Origin of the sequence: Dactylosporangium sp. CA-152071, assembly GCF_050936335.1 — a bacterium.
GTDB lineage: Bacteria > Actinomycetota > Actinomycetes > Mycobacteriales > Micromonosporaceae > Dactylosporangium > Dactylosporangium maewongense.
The window spans coordinates 1,346,874-1,361,529 of the sequence record NZ_JBNJMZ010000001.1; the positions used below are offsets into that span (position 1 = coordinate 1,346,874).

The following is a 14,656-nucleotide window of genomic DNA, read 5'->3' on the forward strand; positions in this document are numbered from 1 at the left end:
GACCCTTCCTGCCTTGGCCGATGAGTGCACATCCGATCACGAACGTCAGCCGTGTCCGCACCCGGTGGGCCACGGCGGCATGGCAGGATCGCGGCATGGCGATCATGGATCAGGACGAGTTCTGGGCAATCGTCGACCGCGCCCGTGAGGGCATCGAGGACACCCGGACCGCCGAGGGTGCCAAGCAGGTGGCCGAGAAGGTCGGGCAACGCCTCGCCGAACTCGGCCGCGAGGCGGCCGTCGCGTTCGACCTGCGCTACGCCGCGCTCGATGCGGAGTCCTACGACTGGAACCTATGGGGCGCCGCCTACCTCATGAGAGGTGGCTGCTCCGACGATGCCTTCGACTACTTCCGCGGCTGGCTCGTCACGCAGGGCCGCAGCATCTGGGAGCGCGCCCTGCGGGACCCGGACACGCTCGCCGAACTGGGCATCGACCCGGACGACGACTTCCTGCTGTGCGAGAGCATGCTCAGCGTCGGGCGAGCGGCGTTCGACGAGGACGCCGACTTCTTCGACGCCGTCGACTCGGCCCGGGCCGAGCTGCCCGCGGACACGTTCAACGGGCCGTTACTCGGCGACGACTTCGACCACGAAGACGACGACGCGGTGCACGCCCGATACCCCCGCCTGGCCGAGATCTACCTGTAGTCCGAAGACGTACCGGGCCTACCGGCATCAGTGCCGAACGCCCAGTCCTGCCAGCGAGCGCACAGATGCACGCTCATGCCGCCGAGGGTGAACGCGAGTTAACCGCGTCCGTTACGCCGCGTGATGAGGTCACGCGGCGACCGGCGCGCTGAACTGCCGATGAGCGGATGCCTCGGAAGCTCGTGGAGTGCGATGATCGGCGGCGATGAGCAGCAGCGATGATTCCGCAGCGACGGTCGTAAGGCTGGGCCGGGTGACTGCGCCCTCGGGCACGGTGGTGCTGGCGTGCGGTAGTTTTCTCGACGAGTGGGCCGAGCTCGGGGAGCCGTTGTCAGTTCGTGCGATGCGGGCCGCCGAGACGGGCGGCGCCCACCTGCGGGACTGGCTCGCTGAGGCGGTCGCTGTGCCGGCCGGACCGGCCGCGTTGACGGTGCATGCGCGCACCCGGCCAGGTACGTACGACGATGTCGACACTATTGCGACGCTCGACATCGATTTGAACCTGCCGTGGTCGGCGGTGTCGGACGGAACAGTACCGGTGGTGCTGGGTGACCTGCCCGTGGATCCGTGCGGGATGGTCATCGGCGATGCGGTCGCGCTCGACTCCTGGGCCGGCATCGCGCGCGAGGAGCGCACCGTCGACGGGCTGGCCGACCTGAGAATTTGGGGCAAGGGCCACGAGGAGGCCTGGGCGCACTTCGGTGCGCAACCGATCCCGGGACTCCATAATGACGGCATTCACGGCTGGTTGGATCTACCCCTCGACGTCGCGCACGGGCGGGCGGCGGCGATCAACCACTGGGCGGTGACGCGGGGTCACCACGCACACATGGCGAACGTCGACGCACACAGCCATCTCCATCTTGGAAGGCGAGCCGGCTGGCTGGATCCCTTGGGTGCCGGGGTGATCGAGGTAGCCGGTTGCCCGATCCTGTGTGTCGCCTGGTCACAGATCGAACTGCAGCGATTCAACGCTGGCCGGCCGTTCGGACAGGTGTACCCGCTGACGCTGGAGGACGTTGAGGGTAAGGCCGTACTCCGGTGGAACATCCCGCCGATGGATGACGAGGGCTGACAACTTCGGACATCGGCACCAGTAGTTTGTAAGGCGCGGCATGTGCGAAGGCGGGCCGCGCCGACGGCAGTCAGTCGCCGCAGGCCAGAAACGCGGTCCAGGACGACAAATGTCCTCGCCAGGCTGCTGCCGGAATCGGACATCGTTCAGCGGAGTCGACTGGCAGTCGCGGCCCCGTGTCCTGGCTCATCAGTCCAGCACGGCGTGCAGCAGGCCGGCAACGACCGCGGCGGTCATGATTCCGGCGCCGGACCCGGCGACCGCGGCAACGCTGAGGATGACCGCCCAGCGCAGCGGCAGCCGGCCGGGCTCGGCTGGGACAGGCGTGGTCGAGCGTATGGACACGGTGATTTTATTCGTTGTCGATGTGGACGACGACGGCATCCGAGGGATGCTTCTGCGGCTCAGCGCCAGTGCCCATGGATAGGCAATGCTGCGTCCAGCTCCATAACCCGCCGGTGTCACGGCAGCCGTAGTAGCCGGCCGGGCCAGCCACCAACGGCCAGCCGAGTGCACGCAGATGCACTGCGAGGCGCTCGAGTACTTCGGTCTTGCCCGCCCCATCGGCGGCGGTCACCACGACCGCAGCGGTGCAGTTGCCGCTACTCCCGCTCGCGGCGCAGGCATCGAACGACACGAGTCGCAGCGTCGCCGGCAGCGGCAGTGCCTCCGCCCGCGAAGCCTCGAAACGCCGTGGCCCGAAGCTGTCGACACCGACGAAGACAAGAACGAGCCCCGCAACCGCGGCCATACCCAGCGCCACGGTTACCGGCTTCGGCCCGCGCTGCGCCCGGTGCTCCACCAGCAGCGCAAGCAAGGCGGCCAGTCCGGCCAGCGCCCAGAACCCGAAGTAGTCCTTTGCGGGGGCTTGCAGCAGATGTCCGCGCGACCATTGCGACACAACGAAACCCGCTGCCATTGCGATGGCGAGGCCAGTCCAGACGGCCAAGGCAATCGGCAGACGGCTTTGAGTCGTCTGCGTCCAGACGCCGAGGACCATCAGCCCGGCCATGGCAGCGGCCGCGGCCGGGATCCAGGCCCCCTGCGTGCCTGGCATCAAGCCGAGCGCCAATCCGGACAGGCTCAAGGCATTCCGCTGCATCACGGACAGGGTCACAGTGTCAGCGGCGTCAACCATGCGACCTCCAGCGTTCGGGTGCGCCGTCAGTGGCTGGCGGTGCCGTGCGGGTGGCTGCTGCGGTCGGTCGCAACAGTCCCAACTCAACGAGGTGTGTCTGAAGTTCGGACTCTTGACCGGTGCTCAACGGTGCGCGGGGCAGGTCGAACATGACCGGGCCCTGCCAGAACAGGTATGCCTCAGGCCGTTGCTCGACGCGCTCAACCGCTGCCCATCTCCACTGCTGGGAAGTGAGTTCTGTGTTCGATTCGAGTGCGTCCTCGGTAATTGACCACGTGCGGGGTCGGTGCCACAGCTCTGGGACGGTGACGGCGGCGACGAATTGGTAGCGTGCCTTGAGTGCCAGCAGGATCGCAACGACGAGTGCGGCGACCCCGAAGGCGGCGGACTGAGGGTTTGCGTCGCCTAATCCCGTGACCGCGCCGCCTACGGCCAGCATTGCCGTCAGCATCAGCGTCGGACCAACTCCACGCCATGCATCTGCCCGGAGCTGCGCTCGGAAGTAGTCCTGGCTACGGCTGTAGGTGAATTCGATCCGCACGCGGCGATGGTATGGCACTCGCAAGATCGCGTGCACGCTCATGCCGCGCTGCGGGTGCGCAGCGGTCGCCGACCGGCCTCACAGTCTGTGATTGGAGCGGCGAGGTCGGGTGTCCGGTCCTGCCGATTTCAGTGCATCCGAGCCGTGTTCACCGGTGGCGATCATGTTGGCACGTTCGTGGTCATCGTGGTGGCGCCCCGGGTCGCCGAGACGATCGGCGCCTCCGACGCAGCCAGCCGCACGCTCCACCTGGACCCGTACGCTGCTGTTGGACGACTTTCGGCGTGAGGACGTGGGGGTAGGCCGGCGTCACGGGCGGTGAGCGGGTTCTTGGGCCGGGCCGGGGCTTGCTGTTCTTCGTGTGCGACGACAGCGTGAGCGGGTCCGGGAAGAGTGCGGCCCTCCCGGTCTTCTCTTGGCGGAGTCTCCGGGAGGGCCGTGAGCGCTGCGCGGAGGCAGCTTGATGCTCACGGTAGAGGCTGATGTTGATCGCGTCGAGGTGAGGTTGCGCGCTGGGGAGTTGGTCTGCCCGGGTTGTGCGGGGGTGTTGACGGGGTGGGGGTTCGGCCGGGCGCGTTGGATTCGTGCGGTTGAGGGCCGGGTGTCGGTGCGTCCGCGCCGGGCGCGTTGCGCGGGTTGCGGGTCCACGCATGTGCTGCTGCCGGTGATCTTGTTGGCGCGGCGGGCTGACGTGGCGGCGCCCGCGTTACTGAGTAGTCTCGTGTCCGTGTCTGACAAGGCGGAGCGACGGGCGGCACGCGAGGTGGTTGCTGCGTACCACGAGGCCGAGTTGGGCGAGCTTGTTGCCCGCGTCAGTGAGGCTGTCGACCGCTACCGTGCCGGAGAGCTCGACGCCTTCGACGTTGACCGAGTGCTATTCCAGTACTCGCGAGCGGCGAGGGAGCTCTGGAAGTACTGCAACTACGGCCAGGTGGAGATCGCCGCGGAGGTCATCAGAGCGCAGCCGTCCTGCGGCTGGTGGGAGCGGGGCGCTCCGCGACAGCGGTCCTGACCGAGGCCGCGCAACACGGTCAGGTATACGGATCTGCCGCTGTCCACGCGCGTCGGCGTTCATCGTTCTCGATGCGGTAATGAAGGCGGACGTTTGGCGCGGTTGAGCATTGCTGTCAAGTGGCGGCTGGCGGTTCGTGCGGCCTGGAGGGATCATCGCCCCTCGACGTGCCCGACCTGGACCTTGCCCAACAAGCGGACCCGAGGGTTCGGCCAGGAGACCGGCGAGTGGCGGGCCGGCTTCGAGCGGGAGCGCGAGGAGTGGGAGCGGGAGTACGCCGAGGCCCACGACCGTTCGGAGGCCCACGGCAGGCAGGTCCTCGCCAGCCGTGCCGTGGGCCAGTGACCCGAGCGGTCAGTAGGTGTTGTTCGCCGTGGTCAGCCGGGTCTCGCCGGCCGGCAGCGCCGGGCAGCCCGGGGCGCCGGCCCAGGTCGCGCCCGCCGGGTAGAGGTACCAGGTCGGCAGGTTGGCGCTGCTGCCGATCAGGTACGTGCCGAGGTCGTTGTTGGTGAACCGGTTGTGGTACGACGAGCACTCGCCCGCGTCCACGTTGACCTCCTCCAGGTAGTGCGCGGACGGCGGCGTCGACGAGCGCGGGAAGCCGTTCGCCCCGAACACGTTGGCGTCGAAGGTGTTGAAGTCGCTGCCGTCCCGTAGCTTGACCGGATCGCTGCTGACCCCGGTCACGTTGTTGCCGGTGAACGTGTTGCGCGAGCTCTTGTGCGTGATGTAGGCGGCGTGGATGTAGCTGTTCTCGCTGTTGCGCAGGTTCACGAAGTGGTTGTTGGCGATCCGGTTGCCCGACGACTCGGTGAGCACGATCCCGCCGTACCCGCACCGCGGCCAGTCCGCGTCACCGCAGATGCCACCGGTGTACGCATTGCCCAGCGAGGTGAGGACCATGCCGAACACGGTGTTGCCGTCCAGGCCGCGCGCCGACGGCAGGCCCGGCCCGGAGGACGGGTGGTATCCGCCGCCACAGGACCCGGCCGATCCGTCCAGCGAGATGCCGCCGCTCGAGTAGTACTGCGCCTGGAGGTAGTAGAACCGCAGGCCGGAGGTGCCACCGGCGTTGAGCGCCCCGCCAGCGCAGGCGTAGAACCAGTACCCGGCGATGTACCGGTTGGAGCCGCTGGCCCGCGCGTTCTGGAACACCGGCCGCGCGGCGATCGAGTCGGCGCCCCCGCCGATCTCGTAGTCGTCCGGCATGAACGAGATCGTGTGCCCCGGCCGGTACGTCTGCCAGATCGTCTGCTGGGCCACGTAGGTGCCGGCGTGGATGCGCACCTCGACGTCCTGGTCGGACGGGCCGGCCGCGACGAGCTGCTCGACGCGCTCGAGCGTCCTCACCGCGGCGGCCGGGGTGTCACCCGCGGCCGAGTCCGATCCGGACGCGTTCATGTAGATGGTCTGAGTGCCCGCGGCGGCGGCCGGCGCGGCGGGCAGGAGGGCGGTCAGGCCGAGAACGGCGGCGGCCGCGGCGAACCGCACCGCCTTCCGCACGTTGTCTCGAGACATGGACTGAAGACTATGGAACCGGCCGCGCCGGCGCAGCCCCGCCACGAGGGGCGCCGCATCCTCTTCTACCGCGATCCGCTCGCTCCGACGCCGTGAGCCAGGTCGTGCTCTTGCACCCAGCCGGTCGGCAGCCACGGACGAATGTGCATGATCTTGCCCAGAGTTGCAGGCACTGGGTCGTCAGGTAGTCGCAGAGTCAGGGGCTTGCTGGTCGGGTGGGCTGGTGGTTGTTGCGTCGTGGTGTTCGGTGGCGACGAGCGAGGTCATGAGGTCCAGCATGCGCAGCTGGGCGGTGGCGTCGGGCAGGGCGGTCATCGCGGTGAAAGCGCGGGCCAGTGCGGTGCCGCGGTGGGTGCCGGGGTATGCGGCGGCGAGTGCGAGCAGGCGTCCGGCGCGGTCCTCGGGGTCTTCGATGGTGGATGCGGCGGTCAGTATGGTCTGTGCGAGGAGTGGTTGCTGCTCGGCGGGTGCGTATAGCAGAACCGCGGTGAGGGTTTCGGCGAGGATTCGCGGGTCCTGGAGGTTCAACACAGCGGCGACCAGCCGTTCGGCTTGGTCGTCGGTGAGGTGTGTGGCGATGGCGGTCATTGCCGGGCCGCGACCTTCTTCGTCGTCGATGGCGAGGACGGTGGTCAGGGCGGTGTCGAGTTGATCGTGGTCGAGGTGCGGGGCGAGGTGCTCGATGGCGATGCTGAGCGCGACGGGTGGGCCGTTCGGGTCGATCGAGGCCAGCACCTGATCCAGTTGGGTGGGCGTGAGGTATCCGGCGACCAGCGCGAGATTCTGGGCCCAGAGGTGCTCACCGACGCCGATCTGGTCGCGTATGGAGACGGCGCTGAGCGCTGCGAGGTTGCGGTGGCCGGCCGGCAGGTGCTCGACGATTCGTGGAAATCCGTGGCGCATCCCCATCGGTAGATCGGGCAGCGGGTCACCGAGTTGGTGTGGTGCGATCGCAGCAGTGACGGCGGCGACGAGGTGTTCGGGTGCGGCGTACGGAGCCACCGCTGCCAACCACGTTCCGCCCTCGTTGCGTTTCCGGGAGTCGCTGTCGATGATCGTGGCGACCTGGTCGTGGTTGAGCAGCGGTAGGAGCGCGCCCCGCGCGAGGTGGCGCAGCTCGTCGCGGACCGGCGTGGCGAGCAGCGCGGCCAGCGCGGCCTCGATCACCTCCGGGCGTCGGGTCTCGGGCAGGTGCGGGGCGATCTCGGCAAGCGCACGGGTGCGGGCGCCGCCGTTGCGGATGGCGTGGGCCGCGGCGAGCACCGCGTCCAGGTGCTCGACAGGTGCCTGCTTCGCCAGGTCCCGCAGGGTGACCGCGCGCAGGTTCCCGTCCTTGATGGTTGCTGCCCTGGACACCGCCTCGGCCCACCACGTGGTCGGTCGCAGCGATGGGAACCGGGTCAGCAGATTTGACCGATCCTGCTCGTCGGTCGCCGCCCGGGCCGCGGCGGCGAGTGCCCGGTCGAGCTCGGCAGCGGTCAGGTGCGGTGCGAACTGTCCGATCGTCTCGGACACGAAATAGAACCAGTCGTTCTTCTCGATGGCGTCCAGGGCGGCGTCGACCGCTGCTGCCCGGTCGGCGCCGGACAGGTACGGCACCAGCGACACGAACCCGAACATGCGGTCCCTGGCGAGCGTCCACCCGTGGACGGCGGCGACCATGCCGGCCAACTGTCCGGCCGAGGCGCGCGGGGCCACCGCCGTGAACACCCGGCACCGCTGATACTCCTCGTCGATCGCGTGGCCGGCGGCCAGCAGCGTCGACAGCTGTTTCTCATCGGCATACGGCACGAGGCGTGACAGCGCCGACGCGCGGTGCCCGTCGTCGGACACCGCACACGCGAACGACACCAGGTCGTCCACCGTCGGCACACCACGCCGGCCGTCCTGCCCGCCGAGCAGGTCGGCCAGCCCCCGGACCGCCTGCCGCAACGGCGAATCCACCACCACCGGCGACGTCAGCCAGCCTTCGGCGTACGCGGCAGCGCACAACTGCCGCGCCCGAAGCAGCAACCGGGCAACGTCGATCTCCGCCAGAGTCACACGGCGATCATGGCCGCCACCAAGCCACCACAGCAAACCGCGCGAGCAAGGGCTCGGCTGCGGCGTCGGTACCCTGTCCGCATGAGCGGCGATGGCACGGTGTCCGGCGACGATCCGCTGGTCGACGGCATGAGCCTGTCGTTACGACTGCGGCGCGACTTCTCGGTCGCCGACGCCGCCCGCCTCCTGGCCGCGGCCCGCCGCATCTACCAGGACCTGAACCCGGACGCCGGCGCCGACGAGGCCCCCGCGATGGTGTCGTGCGCCGCGGATGCGCTGTTCGTGATCCTCGAACACGCCGGATTGCTCGGGGAGGACGCCGACAGCCGGCTGGAAGGGTACACCCGTGACGGATTGAAGCTCGGTGGATGGCAGGCTCAGGTCGTGGCGAACGAACCCTGGCCGCTGTCGCCGGAACCCCGGCATGACTGTCTGCGTGGCGACGTCTTCGCACTGCCGCCCGATCAAACCGAAGCCGAGCAATGATCAGGTGCGCACATCTGCCGCAGCGGGTGCGTGGCCGCCGACGGGAGCTCGTCACGGAGGGTCACAGGAGCGGCGAAGGCGAGGGTTCCTGTCCTGCCGATGTGCGCGCACGTGATCATGGCTGAACAATGCAGTCGGACCAGCCTCTGTCCGCTGACCTTCTCTCCGTCCGGATCAAGGGCCTGGTGGAGGGATGTATTGACCGTTGGCCTCCAGCTCGTGGGTCGCCCACTGTTGAATGGGTCCTGGCCAGTCCCGCCAGGAGATGAGCGTCAGCCTTGCACGCGAGTTTGGCTTACCAGTCGCAGCCAGCGCGCGGATGCATCGTCGAGCGAGGGACAGATCCCCAGCCGCGTACACGAACTGTCCAACCAGACGTTCCAGCAGCTCTGCGGCGTCGTCGTACCTGAGCTGTCCGAGCGCATCCACGAGGTGTCCGGGGTGGGGCGGTCTGGCATCCGAGCCAAGCACCTCGCACAACAGTGGGGCGACGTCCACGAGCGCGGCGACAGCGGCCAACTGGACAATCGCGTCGAGTTCCTCCCACCGCGCCTCGGCCGCGAGCCGCCTCACCATGCCAGGCGCCGCCTCACCAAACTCCGGCACCTGGGCGAGCACCGCACGGGCGGCCTCTGCGTCCACAGGGGCAGGCGGTAGAACGCGCAGCACGCTGGCGGCCAGGCGGTCCATCCGTTCTGGGTCCGCCACCGATCGGTCAAAGGGTCGCGGGCCGCGTACTTCACAGGGCGGCTCGCCCCAGTTGCCGACGTCCCACGGGATGTCCCGCCACGGCGACGCAATCCTGCCGGCCGTGATCAGGGCGCGGGACTCGCGATCGTTGCGGTACGCCAGCGGAATCACCGTCAGCGGCAATGTCTCGCCCGTCGACCGAGATCGTGCGGACTCCGGCCTGCTCCCGTGCCGAGGACCCGGGCCTCCGGCCATCCACTCAGCCAGTGTCACCTCGTAGTCGCCCCAGGACGTGCCGAGCACGACCAGCACATCGTCCAGATCCCAGGTACCACCGGTCACAAACCCGCAGCGTACTTCGCCGTGGCGGGTAGGTCATCCTCAACCGAGCCGGGGCCTACTGCCTCGCAACGGGTATCCGCACATGCCGCGGAGAGCGCACTGGTGTTCATCGCTGCGGGTGACGCATCGTGATGTATGGCTGCCATCGCCGTCCCAGCCGTCAGCGGCGGGTCCCCGAACGAGCTCGTACTTCGTGCGGCGGCCGCCGCGCACCTCGGCCGCAACCGTGGTCAGACCCGGCTGCACAGCGAGTCGGATCTACGAGTTTCCTGCGCTGGTGCGCCGACCATGACCTCGATCCGCTTGCAGCGGTCCGGGTGGGTATCGAACGGTACCTGCGCTGGCTGCAGGATGTCCGCCAGTACCAACCGTCCACGGTGTCCCGACGGTTGTCGGTCGTGGTCGGCTTCTACCGCACCTGCGTCATCGACGGCATCCTGCCGCACTCACCCGCCGACTACGTCCGCCGGCCCACCGTCCCCGCTGAGTCACCGACCCTCGGCCTCGGGCACCTGCAGTTCGAAGCGCTGATCACCACGGCCCGGCTGTCGACCAACCCGAACGACTACGCCCTGATCGCGCTCCTCGGCCTGCTCGGACTGCGGATCTTCGAAACCTGCGCGGCCAACATCAACGATCTCGGCGAAGAGCACGGCCACCGCGTCCTACGGGTCTGGGGCGAGGGCGGCAGGGTCGTGCTCATCCGCTGCCCCCGGCCGTCGCCCGGGCCATCGAACGCGCCGTCGACGGCCGCACCGACGGGCCGATCCTGCGCAGCACCCTCGGCACCCGCATGGAGCGGCACGCCGCGACCCGCCGACTCAAGAGGTCCTCGGGGTCGGCTTCCCCGCGCAGCGCCACCCCGATTCGGTCCGGGTCCGCGACATCGGCGGCGAACACGGCGAACGCGGCCGGGTCGGCACCGGCCGGCCCTTGCGGAACCGGCGCCCCGTCCGGCAATACCTCCCCGTCCAGTTCGGCCCGGAACCGGCCGTCATCGTCCTCGAACCACTCGACCGTCATCTGCACCTTCGACACGTACCGGTGGACGCGGGGGCCGTCACGGTAGACCAGGCACACCACCAGGTCCGAGTCCGACACCTCCGACACCAGGACCGGACAGCGCAGTTGCCCGCTCACCGACGCCGCGAGCGGCCGCACGTCGGCGACGTCGTAGTCGCCCTCACGGGGCACGACCGCCACCCGCCGGTCGGCGACGGGCACGACAACCGCCTCAGCACCAGTCGCGGTCACGGCCCGCACGACGGCATCGAGGTCTGCCGCCACGAGAATCGTTTCGTAGCTCGTGCCCACCGTGTCACTCCGCCCCAAGTTCGGCAGCATCGCGCAGGACGACACGCGACGGGTTCTTGCCGTGCATAGGCCGCCCCAGGTCGCGGGGCAGCCCGGGACGCAGCGCCGGGGCCACCGCCTCGAAAACTCGGCCGAGGGCTACGTCGTCGAACTCGCGGTAGTCGTCGGTCGCCTGCAGCCACACGCCACCGCCGGCCAGCGGCCGCACCTGCGTGAACGCACCACTGTCCCGCAGCCGGGACACACCACCGACCCGGGGCAGCAGCTCCTCCGGCACGATCGTCACCCACGAATACCCGCGCAGATACCGACGGCACTCGTTGAGGGCATACTCGCGATAACGAGCGGCGAACGGCATCGTGGTCGGCACCGCCCGCTCCAACGCCGTGTTTCCCCCGTCGTAGTACAGGCTGATGTGACCGAACCCGGGATTGACGCGGTCGGCGAAGGTGAACAACGCCGCCAGCCACAGCCGCTGCTCGTCGAGCCCGGCCACCGGGTCCACGAACGACGACACCAGCGGATTGCCGGACAGGGCCAGCCACCCCGGCGACTCGTCCGCGTCGTGGGTCACGTCCAGCACCAGACTCTGCCAGCGGCGGGCACCGTGCTCGTCATGCACACCGCACCACAGGTCAGCCCGCGACGGCTGACCCTTGCCCAACTCTGTGCGCAGCCACTGCAGACCGGCCGTGCTGCAGTTGCGGGTCGTCTCCCGGTAGCCACGGGTCACGCCGAGCACACTGAACGGCGTGCCAGGCTCACCCGACGCCGCCAACTTCGCCGGCTGACCGGCAAGCGCGGCACGAACCTGCGGACGGATACCGACGGACATCTCGTCGATCCACCGACAGGTCAACTCGGCGAACTCACCGGCGGACGCGTCGACATCCAGTTGAACGTCCATCACCAGCGTGTCAGCCATCGTCACCCCTCCACTACCGCTATCTCAGCCGCATCGTCGTCCTGGTACGTGGTGACGACGACTGATGAGTCGTTGCCGAGCGTCATGCGCAGGCTGAGCAGTTGCAGACACGGTACGTCCGAGCCACCGAACTCAAAGTGGGTGTCATCGCCGCGAACGGCCATCTCGATGCCCTGCCACGAGCCGACACCATTGCCTTGCAGGGCAAGGAACGCTGACACCTGCCACTGAACCCAATCGCCGATCATTGCGATAGTGTCCTCTGCCCGCCCGACCACCGGTGACAATTCCGGGCCCAGATGCGCGACCAGAGCGAGGGATACGACTCGGCACACGGCATCCGCTTCTGCCGCCGTCCGTGCGTGCCGGCCAGCAGACGGCTGTCGACGTCGTAATGCCGGCCAGGTCGGCCCTGCGCCCGTGTCGGTGGGTGGGCGTGGTGCGACGACGGTCGCTATCGTCCAGTGGTGCGCGTGCAGCTTGACGGCAACCAGATCCGCTCCGAAGCCGACTTCCACCGGCACGTGGCGGCACTTCTGGACTTCGGTCCCTACTACGGGCACAACTTGAACGCGTTGTGGGACCGACTGACCACCGATGTTCCGCGTCCCGTTCACTTCATCTGGACCGCGGCACGAGCGAGCCGCTCGGCCATGGGAAGGACCGCGTTCAATCGAATCGAAGACGTCCTTCGCGCGTCGGCCGACCGCGACGCCGCCTCGGGTCGGATCGACCGCTTCACCTACGAACTCGCGTAGCGCCGTCCAGGCCGTTTCGCGCACCGGCATCCTCATCTGCCGCTGGTGCGCGGCACGGTGCTTCTGGTCGACCTCAGCCGGCCTCGTTCTGGAAGTACGGTCGTCGGATGTCTCGCTCCGCGAGTGTGGATTCGTAGAAGTGCAGCATGTCGGTCATCTCTCTGACGGCGTAGTCGAGATCGTCCAGCGCATCACTGTCGCCATTGGCACCGCGCAACCGTCTCGCCGCATCGGCAATCTGTCGGTGCACCTCGGCGAAGGTGTCACCCTGTACATGGATTCCCGGAAACGCGCGACCATCCAGCCAAGTCACCGCGACGTTCCCACCGCGGGCTAGGACACGCGCCTGCTCATCCGTCATCCAGCGATGCTCGCATCGCAGCTTCCCGCCGGATGAACGGTCGGCATCCGGATCTGCGATCCGCTCGCTACGCAACGTCACTGCGAGCTGGCCCAGTCGGCGTCCGGACAAGGAGCCGATGAGCGAACGGGGCGACGCATTCGCGGCGCCGGCGATCCATCGGCTGCTCGCCAACCTCAGCGACCGCCCGGAGGGAGATAGGCAGTTGCGCACCCTCACGACGCCTCGGTTCGGATCGCCTGCGGGCAGTGGGCCTACAGTGCCCACCGGATCACGGTGATCAGTCCGAGGACGGCCAGCGTCACGACGATCAGTCCTACCACCGCTGCCAGCAGGCAGGGAAGCTCGTCGCGCCATGAACCGGGGAACTGAGGCCGGAGCCGGCCTCAGTCCAAGCCACCGGCGCCGGGCCGTCCTGGCTGGCCCGTTCGATCAACCGCGCCAAACGAGCGCTCGCCACCGGCCCGAGCTTGTCTGTCGGGTCTGTATTGACCCTCAACACGAGCAGGCGCATCCAGGCACCAGGATTGGCCTTCTCGAATGCGGCAATCTCCGTTTCGGTGGCATCCTCCGTGAGGAAGCCCCAGCGTCCGGCTTCAACCAAGTTGCCTACCTGCCGGTAAAGAGCCGCACGCTCAGCACGCAGATTCAGGTCGTCGGGGTAGGCGGCCGTGAGGCTCGCCAAGCGCTGCATCGCTGGGTGGTAGTGGCCGCGCCGCAGATCCGCGAGCAGTGCGTCGGTTGGGGGGCTGTGCTCGTCGTGCGGCGACAACGGCTCCAGGGGCGGCAGCGTGGTCTGTCTCAGTGGTGCGGAGTTCACCGCCCACACAGCGCTGGTGAGCAGGATGAGTGTGATCGCGACGGCGCGGCGCCGGCGGGGCGGCATCGTCCGCGCGACGTCGCACAGTCGTTGCCACATGGCATCAGGCGCTCCGGCATCATCTCAGTGTGCATGCCGGGCCGAGCACGGAAGGAGCGCGCAAGACCGGTAGATGAGTCGAACACGCCGAGTTACTGGCGCGGGGCGCGGGGAAGAGAACAGCGGATGGTGTCGGCCACGGTGGTGTCGGCGGTGGTGTCGGCCAGGAGGTGTTCCGTGCTGATGAAGGATGTCCGGGCGCCGGACGCGGTTCCGATGCTGTCGCGAGGCAAGCATCGCCATCCGGGCAAGGGTGCCTGCTTCATGGAACTGGCGTCGTTTCTGGCCGGTGGGCGGTGGAGCGACCATCCGGTCTGCACCCACCCGTTGCTCGCCGGGGTGGCCCGTCTCGTCAACGACAACACCTCCGATGCCGGCCGTCAGCAGCTGGCCGGCCTGGTCCCGTCGGTGATCGGGTTGGTCAGTGCCGACCTGCGCGTCGACGCGCGGATCGCGCTCCGGCTGGCGACGGCGGCGCTGCCGGTCGTGGCCGCGGAGCGGCAGTGCGCCATGGCGGTCTCCGTGCTGGCCTGTGATCACATGCTCGCCGTTCTCGACGGGCGGTCGCCGGACACGCTGGAGAAGCGCTCTCAGGAGGCGCTGGCGCAGGCCCCCAGGGCCACCCGGTGGGCCGGGAAGTTCACCCGTGGCGTGCCTGCGGCATCGGCGGCGGCCTTCCGCCGGCGGGTCGCGCCGCACGCCGTCCGCTCGGCGGTGGAAGGGGTCGCCGCGACCTGCACGCCGCATCGGGACCGCCTGCTGCGCGCGCTGCTCGTGGACGCGATCGAGGAGTGCGCCGCCTGGGTCGGGCGGGAGGAGGGGCGTCGCGACGCGCGGTCGTCCGGAGCCGGCCGCAGCTGAGCCGATCAGCTGCGCCGGCAGGT

The 14,656-nt window shown here is 68.8% G+C and carries 18 protein-coding genes and 1 pseudogene; 7 read left to right on the forward strand and 12 right to left on the reverse strand.

The genetic code is table 11. From position 1 onward, the window contains the following. Nucleotides 1-95 precede the first annotated feature (95 nt). Together ACQEVZ_RS05515 and ACQEVZ_RS05520 are read left to right on the forward strand one after the other, a co-directional pair. Nucleotides 96-650 carry a DUF4240 domain-containing protein gene (locus ACQEVZ_RS05515; RefSeq protein WP_433362134.1) on the forward strand — a complete coding sequence of 185 codons (555 nt, stop codon included), beginning with the start codon at nt 96-98 and terminating at the stop codon, nt 648-650. Nucleotides 651-855: 205 nt separating this feature from the next. Next, nucleotides 856-1,725 carry a hypothetical protein gene (locus ACQEVZ_RS05520; RefSeq protein ID WP_433362137.1) on the forward strand — a complete coding sequence of 290 codons (870 nt, stop codon included), beginning with the start codon at nt 856-858 and terminating at the stop codon, nt 1,723-1,725. A 189-nt stretch (nt 1,726-1,914) separates the two neighbouring features. Here ACQEVZ_RS05520 and ACQEVZ_RS05525 read toward each other — a convergent pair whose 3' ends face one another. Genes ACQEVZ_RS05525 through ACQEVZ_RS05535 form a run of 3 tightly spaced genes read right to left on the reverse strand, consistent with a single transcriptional unit; the run spans nt 1,915 to nt 3,404 of the window. Next, nucleotides 1,915-2,070, reverse strand: a complete 156-nt coding sequence (locus tag ACQEVZ_RS05525) for a hypothetical protein (RefSeq protein WP_433362139.1) — start codon at nt 2,068-2,070, stop codon at nt 1,915-1,917. Between the two features lie 7 nt (nt 2,071-2,077). Next, entirely contained in the window at nt 2,078-2,863 is a 786-nt protein-coding gene (locus ACQEVZ_RS05530; protein WP_433362142.1) for a hypothetical protein, read from the reverse strand. After that, nucleotides 2,856-3,404 carry a YcxB family protein gene (locus tag ACQEVZ_RS05535; protein ID WP_433362145.1) on the reverse strand — a complete coding sequence of 183 codons (549 nt, stop codon included), beginning with the start codon at nt 3,402-3,404 and terminating at the stop codon, nt 2,856-2,858. Before ACQEVZ_RS05535 ends, ACQEVZ_RS05530 begins: the two co-directional genes overlap by 8 nt. 727 nt (nt 3,405-4,131) lie before the next feature. On the opposite strand from ACQEVZ_RS05535, the gene ACQEVZ_RS05540 reads away from it, so the two are divergent. Beyond that, a complete protein-coding gene (locus ACQEVZ_RS05540; RefSeq protein WP_433362148.1) occupies nt 4,132-4,416 on the forward strand; it encodes a hypothetical protein in 285 nt (94 codons plus the stop codon). A 204-nt stretch (nt 4,417-4,620) separates the two neighbouring features. Next, a pseudogene (locus tag ACQEVZ_RS05545) lies at nt 4,621-4,761 on the forward strand (S1 RNA-binding domain-containing protein); the annotation flags it as partial. A gap of 9 nt (nt 4,762-4,770) precedes the next feature. On the opposite strand, the gene ACQEVZ_RS05550 reads toward ACQEVZ_RS05545, so the two are convergent. Together ACQEVZ_RS05550 and ACQEVZ_RS05555 are read right to left on the reverse strand one after the other, a co-directional pair. Then, nucleotides 4,771-5,934, reverse strand: a complete 1,164-nt coding sequence (locus tag ACQEVZ_RS05550; protein ID WP_433362151.1) for a right-handed parallel beta-helix repeat-containing protein — start codon at nt 5,932-5,934, stop codon at nt 4,771-4,773. Between the two features lie 180 nt (nt 5,935-6,114). Then, a complete protein-coding gene (locus tag ACQEVZ_RS05555; RefSeq protein ID WP_433362154.1) occupies nt 6,115-7,977 on the reverse strand; it encodes a hypothetical protein in 1,863 nt (620 codons plus the stop codon). Nucleotides 7,978-8,058: 81 nt separating this feature from the next. Here ACQEVZ_RS05555 and ACQEVZ_RS05560 point away from each other — a divergent pair, with 81 nt between their 5' ends. Next, entirely contained in the window at nt 8,059-8,463 is a 405-nt protein-coding gene (locus ACQEVZ_RS05560) for a hypothetical protein (protein WP_433362157.1), read from the forward strand. A 174-nt stretch (nt 8,464-8,637) separates the two neighbouring features. On the opposite strand, the gene ACQEVZ_RS05565 is transcribed toward ACQEVZ_RS05560, so the two are convergent. The 5 genes from ACQEVZ_RS05565 to ACQEVZ_RS05585 all read right to left on the reverse strand — a co-directional run bounded on the left by ACQEVZ_RS05565 (nt 8,638) and on the right by ACQEVZ_RS05585 (nt 11,982). Beyond that, complete coding sequence (locus ACQEVZ_RS05565) at nt 8,638-9,495, reverse strand: hypothetical protein (protein WP_433362160.1); 858 nt, start codon at nt 9,493-9,495, stop codon at nt 8,638-8,640. 488 nt (nt 9,496-9,983) lie between these two features. Then, nucleotides 9,984-10,148, reverse strand: a complete 165-nt coding sequence (locus ACQEVZ_RS05570) for a hypothetical protein (RefSeq protein ID WP_433362163.1) — start codon at nt 10,146-10,148, stop codon at nt 9,984-9,986. A 46-nt stretch (nt 10,149-10,194) separates the two neighbouring features. Next, a complete protein-coding gene (locus tag ACQEVZ_RS05575) occupies nt 10,195-10,809 on the reverse strand; it encodes a hypothetical protein (RefSeq protein WP_433362166.1) in 615 nt (204 codons plus the stop codon). Nucleotides 10,810-10,813: 4 nt separating this feature from the next. Further along, a complete protein-coding gene (locus ACQEVZ_RS05580) occupies nt 10,814-11,734 on the reverse strand; it encodes a hypothetical protein (protein ID WP_433362169.1) in 921 nt (306 codons plus the stop codon). A gap of 2 nt (nt 11,735-11,736) precedes the next feature. Beyond that, nucleotides 11,737-11,982: a hypothetical protein gene (locus ACQEVZ_RS05585; RefSeq protein WP_433362172.1), complete on the reverse strand. Its 246-nt coding sequence runs from the start codon at nt 11,980-11,982 to the stop codon at nt 11,737-11,739. 219 nt (nt 11,983-12,201) lie between these two features. Here ACQEVZ_RS05585 and ACQEVZ_RS05590 point away from each other — a divergent pair, with 219 nt between their 5' ends. Further along, on the forward strand, nt 12,202-12,492 hold the full coding sequence (locus tag ACQEVZ_RS05590) for a barstar family protein (protein ID WP_433362175.1): 291 nt from the start codon (nt 12,202-12,204) through the stop codon (nt 12,490-12,492). A gap of 73 nt (nt 12,493-12,565) precedes the next feature. Here ACQEVZ_RS05590 and ACQEVZ_RS05595 read toward each other — a convergent pair whose 3' ends face one another. Together ACQEVZ_RS05595 and ACQEVZ_RS05600 are read right to left on the reverse strand one after the other, a co-directional pair. Further along, a complete protein-coding gene (locus ACQEVZ_RS05595; RefSeq protein ID WP_433362178.1) occupies nt 12,566-12,853 on the reverse strand; it encodes a DUF6959 family protein in 288 nt (95 codons plus the stop codon). Nucleotides 12,854-13,169: 316 nt separating this feature from the next. Continuing rightward, a complete protein-coding gene (locus ACQEVZ_RS05600; RefSeq protein ID WP_433362181.1) occupies nt 13,170-13,772 on the reverse strand; it encodes a DUF6584 family protein in 603 nt (200 codons plus the stop codon). A 264-nt stretch (nt 13,773-14,036) separates the two neighbouring features. Here ACQEVZ_RS05600 and ACQEVZ_RS05605 point away from each other — a divergent pair, with 264 nt between their 5' ends. After that, nucleotides 14,037-14,633, forward strand: coding sequence for a hypothetical protein (locus ACQEVZ_RS05605; RefSeq protein ID WP_433362184.1), 597 nt, complete (start codon nt 14,037-14,039; stop codon nt 14,631-14,633). Nucleotides 14,634-14,656: the final 23 nt, after the last annotated feature.

Excerpts from the sequence above, each read along its gene's own strand:
- ACQEVZ_RS05515 (WP_433362134.1), top strand. The coding sequence starts at position 96 with ATGGCGATCATGGATCAGGACGAGTTCTGGGCAATCGTCGACCGCGCC.
- ACQEVZ_RS05520 (WP_433362137.1), top strand. The coding sequence starts at position 856 with ATGAGCAGCAGCGATGATTCCGCAGCGACGGTCGTAAGGCTGGGCCGG.
- ACQEVZ_RS05530 (WP_433362142.1), bottom strand. The coding sequence starts at position 2,863 with ATGGTTGACGCCGCTGACACTGTGACCCTGTCCGTGATGCAGCGGAAT.
- ACQEVZ_RS05550 (WP_433362151.1), bottom strand. The coding sequence starts at position 5,934 with ATGTCTCGAGACAACGTGCGGAAGGCGGTGCGGTTCGCCGCGGCCGCC.
- ACQEVZ_RS05560 (WP_433362157.1), top strand. The coding sequence starts at position 8,059 with ATGAGCGGCGATGGCACGGTGTCCGGCGACGATCCGCTGGTCGACGGC.
- ACQEVZ_RS05580 (WP_433362169.1), bottom strand. The coding sequence starts at position 11,734 with ATGGCTGACACGCTGGTGATGGACGTTCAACTGGATGTCGACGCGTCC.
- ACQEVZ_RS05585 (WP_433362172.1), bottom strand. The coding sequence starts at position 11,982 with ATGATCGGCGATTGGGTTCAGTGGCAGGTGTCAGCGTTCCTTGCCCTG.
- ACQEVZ_RS05595 (WP_433362178.1), bottom strand. The coding sequence starts at position 12,853 with ATGACGGATGAGCAGGCGCGTGTCCTAGCCCGCGGTGGGAACGTCGCG.
- ACQEVZ_RS05600 (WP_433362181.1), bottom strand. The coding sequence starts at position 13,772 with ATGTGGCAACGACTGTGCGACGTCGCGCGGACGATGCCGCCCCGCCGG.
- ACQEVZ_RS05605 (WP_433362184.1), top strand. The coding sequence starts at position 14,037 with ATGGAACTGGCGTCGTTTCTGGCCGGTGGGCGGTGGAGCGACCATCCG.